Here is an 8,597-nt window from a genome sequence, read left to right as displayed (position 1 = left end):
CTATCAAAACGAAAATTTTAGGGGCATATCGTTGCGATAAATCTTTAATATTCTGGTTCAGATTTTAAAATAGGGGGTAGATCTCCGGTTTTCGCAATTTCGCTAAAATTCAGTCTAAATACATACAGTTTGGGCTGAATTTTCAAGAACAGGGGATAAATTAATACTCAATCATGGGTCGTAAAAAAACGGTATAATGGGACTTTCCATCATACCTGGCCCATAAAAATATGGACCTTTTATTTCTTGATTAAGCCTGGGTTCTTGCCTTTATCTTTTTGAGCCTGAAGAGTTCTTCCCTCTCCATCTCATCAAGACGCATCTTAATAAAATCCCTCGTTGAAATAAGATTTGGAATAACCTTAAACTCCAGAGCATTAACCCGGCGTTTGGTACTCTCTATCTCATTGAGGAGCCTTTTCATTGTCGTCTCTATCTCAGCGCTTTTGATAATCGCTTCAACGAGTTCCTCAAAGGCTTTTGCAGTATCATCAATAACAGGGGTGGTTCCGATAACACCATACCCACGGTCTGCAATCCCTTTGCGGACCTGGGTGGATTCGATCTGCGGAACCACGACACCCATGATGTTTTTGCTCTTCAGAGTGATCTCAGGATTTTCACGGACAGAAAATGCAGCAGCCTTCACACCAATTGAACCCTCAATCGTGTTTGCGATTGCCATCATCTCCTGGGCACGCTGATAGTTTGTCATCAGTGCACCACGAGTGTCCCGTGCCTGTTCCAGAATTTTAAAGAACTCCATGATCAGCCCATCACGCTTCATCTTGAGGATCTTGTACCCATTCTGGGAGAGTTTGATCTTCCGCTTGGTGTCAATGAACTCAGATCGGGTCGGCTTGATGTCTGCCATGGAGGCTCACTCCGCCTTTTTGCGGTACTTGGGATGATACTTCTGGATCGTCTCACGGTCGATACGGCCGAGCTGTTCTTCTGCCATATCTTTGAGGAGGTCCCAGCCGAGGTCAAGGGAGTCCTCGATCGTCCGGTCTTCATCCTTGCCCTGTCTGACGAATCGCTTCTCGAAAGCATCAGCAAAGTCAAGGAATCCACGGTCACGCTCTGAGAGTGCATCCTTCCCGACGATTGCCACGAGACCACGAAGGTCCATACCTTCTGCATATCCTGCATACAGCTGGTCTGAAACCTTCTTGTGGTCTTCACGAGTGAATCCTTTTCCGATACCGAGGTTCATCAGACGGGAAAGGGATGGAAGAACGTTGATCGGTGGGTAAATACCCTTGCGGTGGAGATCACGGTTAACCACGATCTGCCCTTCGGTGATATACCCGGAGAGGTCAGGGATCGGGTGGGTGATATCGTCACCAGGCATTGTCAGGATTGAGAGTTGGGTCACAGATCCTTTCTTGCCCTTGATGATACCGGCACGCTCGTACAGGGATGCGAGATCAGTGTACATGTATCCCGGATATCCACGACGACCTGGCACTTCTTCACGTGCTGCACCGATCTGACGCAGTGCTTCACAGTAGTTGGTCATATCGGTCAGGATAACCAGCACATGGTATCCAAGCTCGAATGCGAGGTACTCTGCGGTGGTCAGTGCGAGACGTGGTGTGATGATACGCTCAACAGCCGGATCATCTGCAAGGTTCAGGAAAACCACGGCGTGCTCAAGGGCACCGGTCCGCTCGAACTCAGCCATGAACTGGTTCTCTTCTTCCTTGGTGATACCCATTGCAGCGAACACGACTGCGAACTCTTCATCAGATCCTGGCACCTTTGCCTGACGGGCGATCTGCAGTGCAATCTCGTTGTGTGGCAGACCTGCTCCCGAGAAGATTGGAAGTTTCTGACCACGAACGAGTGTGTTTGTCAGATCAATGGTTGAGATACCGGTCTGGATAAACTGACGTGGTGATGCACGTGCCCATGGGTTGATTGCAGCTCCAGTAATCTCGAGCCGCTTCTCTGGGACGATCTCAGGACCGCCGTCTTTTGGTTTTCCTGCACCGGAGAGGATACGGCCAAGCATATCCTTGCCCACCGGCATCTTGATCGTCTCGCCGGTGAACCTGACACCGCTGTCCTTTCCGATACCGGTGGTGGACTCGAAGACCTGAACAACGACAATATCGTCAGAGGTATCAAGAACCTGACCACGTTTCTCAGTTCCGTCAGAGAGAACGATGTTAACCAGTTCCTGGTATCCGATAGGCTCTGTCTTTTCGACAAAGACCAATGGACCGGCAATCTGGGAGATCGTTCGGTATTCCTTCATCAGGCTGCCTCCCTGAGTTTGGTGAATTCTGTTTCCATACCCTTGACGATCTTCTCGATCTCAGGCTTGTATTCCTTGATGTACTTGATCTGTGGAAGGTCCGACTTTGACTTCAGACCGGTAATCTGGGTGATTACAACACCTGCTTTCAGGGCGGTGTTAGCCTGGTCAGAGTAGAAGCGGATTGCCTTCAACATATCAAACTGCTTTGTCATCTCACAGTAGGTATCCACTGGGTCGTACGCATTCTGCTGGAGGAATATTTCACGGAGCATACGTGCGACTTCAATGGTGATCTGCTGCTCATCTGGCAGTGCATCTGATCCGACGAGCTGAACGATCTCCTGCAGTTCTGCTTCCTTCTGAAGGACTTCCATTGCCCAGGTACGAAGCGGGTTCCACTCTGGTGAAACCTTCTCGTCGTAGTAGGGTCCAAGGGTGTCCAGGTACAGGGAGTAGGATTGCAACCAGTTGATAGCCGGGAAGTGACGACGCTGGGAGAGCTTGGCATCCAGTGCCCAGAAACACTTCACGATACGCAGAGTGTTCTGGGTAACAGGCTCTGAAAAGTCTCCACCAGGCGGGGAAACTGCACCGATAACGGTGATGGATCCCATGTCCTTGTTCAGGGTGTTGACACGGCCTGCACGCTCATAGAACTCTGAAAGACGTGCTGCAAGGTATGCAGGATATCCTTCTTCACCAGGCATCTCTTCAAGACGTGAGGAAATTTCACGCATTGCTTCTGCCCACCGGGAGGTTGAATCTGCCATCAGGGAGACATCGTACCCCATGTCACGGAAGTATTCCGCAATGGTGATCCCTGTGTAAACGGATGCTTCACGGGCTGCCACTGGCATGTTAGAGGTGTTTGCGATAAGCACTGTCCTCTCCATGAGTGGCCGACCGGTCTTCGGGTCTTCGAGTTCAGGGAACTCGGTAAGAACCTCGGTCATCTCGTTGCCACGTTCTCCGCATCCGATGTATACCACGATCTCAGCGTCAGACCATTTGGCCAGTGACTGCTGGGTAACGGTCTTTCCTGATCCGAATGGACCCGGAATTGCGGCAGTTCCACCCTTTGCTACTGGGAAGAGACCATCAAGAATACGCAGACCGGTGATCAGTGGAATGTCAGGATTCAACTTCTCGGTAACCGGACGGGGTACCCGGACCGGCCACTTCTGAAGCATCGTGATCTCTTCGCCATTTTCAAGGACACAGACAACCTCGTCGATGGTGAATGAACCGCTCTTGATATCCTTGATCTTTCCACCTTCGGAACGTGGAGGGATCATGACCTTGTGAACGATGTTGGTCTCCTGAACAGTTCCGATGATGGTTCCGGCTTTCACAGCATCGCCGGCCTTGACAACCGGCTTGAACTCCCACTTCTTATCATGGGAAAGCCCTGGTGCATTGACACCACGCTCAATGAAACTACCCATCTTCTCGAAGAGGAATTCGAGAGGACGCTGGATACCATCGTAAATGCTGGTAAGAAGACCGGGTCCGAGTTCTACAGAGAGTGGCAGGTTTGTATTCTCAACCGGCTCTCCGGGTCTGATGCCTGAAGTATCCTCGTAGACCTGAATGATTACATTATCACCCTTGATCTTGATGACCTCCCCCATCAACTGCTCGTTCCCGACCTTTACCACATCATACATGTGGGCGTCGAGATTGATTGCAGTGACCACAGGTCCTGCAATCCTCTTTAAAACACCCTTGTTGCGTTTTACTTCCACAGATCTACACCCACTGATCGTTTAATTCTCTCCCGCATAGACAGCCCCCCTTCCTGTTCGCCCAGGGTAATAACCGTTGGGTGAACTGAATTTTCCAGGGTTGTCCGGAGCCTCGGTGGTATTTTTGCCATATCGCCGCTGTTAAGAACAAGGATTCCCACGGTATTGTCATCTAAAACCTTGTGAACCTGCTCAACAACCTTCTCATCAGACTCGGCAGCATAGGTCTTGGTGATCCCTGCAAGCCTGAACCCGAGGATGAACTCACTATTACCGATAACCGCGATCTCCATATCAGATCACCAGGTATTTCGCGATAGTATCACCTGCAAGTCTGGACTCCTTACCACGAGCTATTGCCCGCAGGTTGAAGACTTCATACTTCTTCTTCTCAAGGTACACCAGAATCGGATGAATGGAGAACGGATTGATCTTGGAGAGCTGCTCCATATGGTCGAGCTGGGTTTTGGTCAGTTCTGCGTCGACCTCCTGCTCTGACTTTTCGCTTCTCAGCTCCTCCAGGGCAGCAAGTAAGGAAACCGATTTTATTCTGCCTACAATGGCATCAATAACCTCATTTCTGCTACCCATCTGGTTCATCTGCTGAAGTTCTTCAGGTGTAAAGGTCGATCCTGGGATGAAGAACTCTCTTGCATCCTCTTCATACCCGTCTCCCCGCATCCTGAAGAGAGTCTTGATGTTCTTTACATCAATCTCCAGCTGGACAAACTTGAGGAACTGACTTCCTCCTTTCACTCCGCGACGTGCGATGGTGAGAAGATCAGCGTATAACTGCTTGTAGAGATCATTCTCGAGTTTGGCAAATGAACCTGCTGCACATCCCTCCTGGATTCCTGCAGCAAGAGTTGGGTACATCTTCCACCCTTTCAGGGCGTCTGCAACCCGCTCGCATGATTCTTCGCCGAGAACCCGATCGAGAATAACCTTGTCAAGACTGCCGGCAGGGATGAGCACCTCTTTGATCTTGCCTTCCTTCATCCCCTGCATCTTACCGCGGAGGATGGTCAGGACATTGTAAATGTCCCAGCGACGGAGGTAGGCCATCGTGAACTCCTTTAGTGCACCGGGAGCGAGGTCAATGACCCGCTGGTACTCTTTGGCCAGGTTCCATGAGAGAGCGACCTCAATGAGATCGATCCCTTCGAAGGATGTTCCCAGTTCGTCCACTTCTTTCTGGTACTCAGTCTCCCCGATCAGGCGGATGATCTCAGGCAGGCTCATATTGAGCATACGCTGGTATTCCTCAGGGGCGAGCAGTTTGGCTTTCCGTACACGCAGCCTGGTGCTGACATAGATGTATGGTGCCGGACCGCCCGTGTTCTGAACCATTTTTTATCCCCCTGAGTTTATGCGAAGAGAATGTCTGACGCGTCTTTAAGTCCTGACTCCCATACCTGGCTCATAAAGGTATGGTAACTGAAGTCTACCTGAAGTTGACCGTCTGTGCTCTCGACGATGACACCACCATCGATACCTACTACGTTTCCAAAGGTGAAAGCACTGAATTCTGACTCTTTCAGAATATCTTTCAATGCTTTTTCATCCCGGGCGCAGCAGCTGACAGTTCCTTTTGGAATCTCTGTCATAGCTTTGCGCAGAAGTGATGAGATGGCACCTTTGTGAAAGGAATCGGGCATGGCTTCTATCTTGTCAAGTGCCTGTTTGTATACCTCGTCCATCAGCTCCTTCTGAGCATTGAGGATCTGGCGTTTTACAACAAGGTGACCTGCAGCTTCTTCCTGGGTAATGATTTGAGACGTGGTTTTCCCAGTCTCTTCCCGTACTGCTGCCTTGACTGTCTCTGCCTTCTGCTGGGCAACATTCAGGAGTTCGACCTTCTTTGCGTCGGCTTCCCTGTTGATTACCTCAGACTCTGCCCGTCCTTTCTCTTTGATCTCTGCAATGACTGCATCCAGTCCCATGATCTATCCTCACTCACTGGAACATGAGCAGGAGTGCCACGACAAGACCGAAGATGACAATGGTTTCTGGAAGCACGGTAAAGAGGAGGGCCAGACCGAACATATCCTTGTTCTCTGCGACTGCTCCCATTGCTGCTGCTCCGATTCCCATCTCACCAAGACCTGAACCTACACCTGCAAGGCCTACTGCGAGACCTGCACCTACTGCCTTGAGTCCTGCTGCCGATGCTGTTGCTGCTGCAACTTCTACTGCTACTGCTTCTGCTGCCATATTTAAATCTCCAATAATCTAGTTTTGTTCTGTTAGTTTTCTAATCATTCCAAACGGATTGTATTTCTTTCCTCCACCGCGGTAGAATTTGGTAAAGAATTCTACGTAGTGAAGACGAAGGGGATGCAGTCCGCCACCCAGGATACCAAGTGCGGTATTGAGTGCATGACCGAAGAGGAAAACGACAACCCCCACGATGATGAGCACGACTCCTACCGGGGTCAGGTTCGCCAGCTGCGGGTTGATTATCAGACCGATCGAGATGAAGTTTGTGACCAGTGCGATAGCAACCGAGGAGAGACCGACCGCAATAAGACGCGTATATGAGAGCACGTGACTGATGATTGTCGGAACTTCCATCAGATCCAGTGCATTCTCCCGTGCGATTAAGACAAGACCAAGAACAAGCATGACTGCCCCTGCAATGGTGGCCACGTTGAGACCTCCTGCGAGTTCAGGCATTTTAGTCAGGTCTGGCATAAGCATAATCGGGAATTTAGACCAGATAAGGACGATGATTCCCCACATAACCAGGATCCATCCGATGTTTGCGTACATCTTCAGGGATTTGTGGTGTCCGTGTTCCATCCTTGAAGCATTCAGGGCTCCCCAGATTCTACCCAGGGTGATATGCAGAATGCCAATCCAGATTGAGACCACGAGCAGCTGCGGAATGGCAGATGCATGATGAGCTCCTTCGGTAGTTACCCCGATCGGAATATGGCGTGAGAACCAAAGCGGTCCCCAGGGTAAGGAGAACCCAAAGAATTCAGAGAAAATTACACCAAAGATGATACTGCTGATACTACAGTTACGCAGGACATTCATGAGCTGATTGCCTGCTTCGCTTCCTTTCACCATTGATCGAAGTCCAAAGCTCATTGCGAGCAGGATAAGACCATACCCTACATCTCCAAGGATCAGACCGAACATAATCGGGTAAACTATCGACATCAAAAGAGTCGGGTCAACCTCGGTGTACTTCGGACGTGAATAGATATCCATGAAGAGTTCTGTTGGGTGTGAAAAGTCCGGATTGTTATACTCGACAGGTGGACCATCATTATAGTCCTCGACCTCGAGTTCGGTAGTATATACCTTTCCGGCGCAGACTCGATCCAGGGTTTCATAGACTTTGGTCACCTGTTCGGTTGGAACCCAGCCGACAACCGCAAAAGCGAGGTCGGTAGTTGCAAACCTGAGTGGTGCCTCTGCCTGCTCAATATCAGCAGTGAGAAGTTCTTCCGACGACATCAGGAAATATTGATGCTTTTCCCTGATTGTTGCCATTTGTGCAGAAATTTGTTCGATTTCCGTGTGAATCCCGGCTATCTTCTGCTCATAATCAGCGATTAAAGCAGATGCGGAACCAGTTTCTGCAGGAATTGTCACTTTCTGCAGCTGCAGATCAAGAAGGCTTTTCTCCACAGCAGCAAGATCTTCATTTCTTACTACGATGGTGATGAACATCCCGTTTTTCTGCTGATTCTCCCATAATTCGTGAGAAACACTGATAACCGGTTTACTCTTTACCGTTCCGGCGATGCAACTGATTGAGTCATACCCTGTAAGCAGTTCCATCGGAAATGGAGCATCAGTAAATGGCCTAAGTGCCTCGATCTTTTGCTCGTACTCCTTGATTGAAGCCTCGAGCTTGGATCGCTGGGAGAGAAGATGTTCGACTTCGTCTGCTATGGCTGGAAGATCCTTTTCAATGCTTTGCTTGAGTGCCTGGACTTTAGCTTTGGCCACATCATCAAGCTGTTCAGATCCGATTCCGAATGCACTGGCAATCGATCTGATCTTCACAAGACTTGATGAGATGGTGTCAGCTCCTTTCAGCGGCATACCGATCTTAAACCCTTCCCACTGATCATCTCCTTTCTCGACATAGTCATCGATATGGAAGATGTTCATGCGGTACAGTTCGGTTACGATCGGTTCTAGTTGCTGTTTAGATGCGACGATGAGCAACTTGCTCATCTGTTTAGGCTGAAACATTAAGTTGCTCCTTGAAGCGTGTAACAAGCAGATCCACGGCCTTCGCGAGGTTCTGCCGTCCCCTGCTTTCGAGAGCTACTGCTTCTGCCTTTCCGTCACTGATAATTCTGGCATGCCGCATTTCAGCTTCTTTACGGGCATCAGCAATCTGCTGTTTCTTAAACTCTTCCGCATCTTCCTGAGCCTTGTGGATCAGGTTATCAGCTTCCAGCTCGGCACTGGCAATCAGAGACTTGCGCCTCTCCTGTGCCTGCGAAATCATCTTTTTATAGTCTTCTTCTGCGTTCTTGATATCCTTCAGGACCTCAATTTTCATCCAACCCTCCTCTCATTGATGGTACAACTATAAAGTGGACAGAGATCAGTATATG

General features: G+C 49.6%; 9 protein-coding genes. All 9 read right to left on the bottom strand.

What is annotated here, in order from left to right:
• Nucleotides 1–250: 250 nt before the first annotated feature.
• The 9 genes from VN429_RS08815 to ahaH are packed head-to-tail and all read right to left on the bottom strand — an operon-like array spanning nt 251 to nt 8,542.
• Nucleotides 251–874, bottom strand: a complete 624-nt coding sequence (locus tag VN429_RS08815; RefSeq protein WP_325632264.1) for a V-type ATP synthase subunit D — start codon at nt 872–874, stop codon at nt 251–253.
• 6 nt (nt 875–880) lie between these two features.
• Nucleotides 881–2,263: a V-type ATP synthase subunit B gene (locus tag VN429_RS08810; protein WP_325632262.1), complete on the bottom strand. Its 1,383-nt coding sequence runs from the start codon at nt 2,261–2,263 to the stop codon at nt 881–883.
• Nucleotides 2,263–4,011 (bottom strand): ATP synthase subunit A, encoded by a 1,749-nt coding sequence (locus tag VN429_RS08805; protein WP_325632260.1) that lies wholly within the window; start codon nt 4,009–4,011, stop codon nt 2,263–2,265. Before VN429_RS08805 ends, VN429_RS08810 begins: the two co-directional genes overlap by 1 nt.
• Nucleotides 4,002–4,304 carry a V-type ATP synthase subunit F gene (locus tag VN429_RS08800; RefSeq protein WP_325632257.1) on the bottom strand — a complete coding sequence of 101 codons (303 nt, stop codon included), beginning with the start codon at nt 4,302–4,304 and terminating at the stop codon, nt 4,002–4,004. Before VN429_RS08800 ends, VN429_RS08805 begins: the two co-directional genes overlap by 10 nt.
• 1 nt (nt 4,305) lies before the next feature.
• On the bottom strand, nt 4,306–5,361 hold the full coding sequence (locus VN429_RS08795; RefSeq protein WP_325632255.1) for a V-type ATP synthase subunit C: 1,056 nt from the start codon (nt 5,359–5,361) through the stop codon (nt 4,306–4,308).
• A gap of 17 nt (nt 5,362–5,378) precedes the next feature.
• A complete protein-coding gene (locus VN429_RS08790; protein ID WP_325632253.1) occupies nt 5,379–5,954 on the bottom strand; it encodes a V-type ATP synthase subunit E family protein in 576 nt (191 codons plus the stop codon).
• Between the two features lie 13 nt (nt 5,955–5,967).
• Nucleotides 5,968–6,225, bottom strand: coding sequence for an ATPase (locus tag VN429_RS08785; protein WP_109967860.1), 258 nt, complete (start codon nt 6,223–6,225; stop codon nt 5,968–5,970).
• 18 nt (nt 6,226–6,243) lie between these two features.
• Entirely contained in the window at nt 6,244–8,226 is a 1,983-nt protein-coding gene (locus VN429_RS08780; protein WP_325632250.1) for a V-type ATP synthase subunit I, read from the bottom strand.
• Nucleotides 8,213–8,542, bottom strand: coding sequence for an ATP synthase archaeal subunit H (gene ahaH / locus VN429_RS08775; protein WP_109967858.1), 330 nt, complete (start codon nt 8,540–8,542; stop codon nt 8,213–8,215). The genes VN429_RS08780 and ahaH overlap by 14 nt, the downstream gene beginning before the upstream one ends.
• Nucleotides 8,543–8,597 lie beyond the last annotated feature (55 nt).

It is taken from the genome of Methanospirillum sp. (genome assembly GCF_035560735.1).
Taxonomy (GTDB): domain Archaea; phylum Halobacteriota; class Methanomicrobia; order Methanomicrobiales; family Methanospirillaceae; genus Methanospirillum.
Note: the sequence above shows the minus strand (reverse complement) of the source record. Positions and strands in the feature narration are given on the sequence as shown.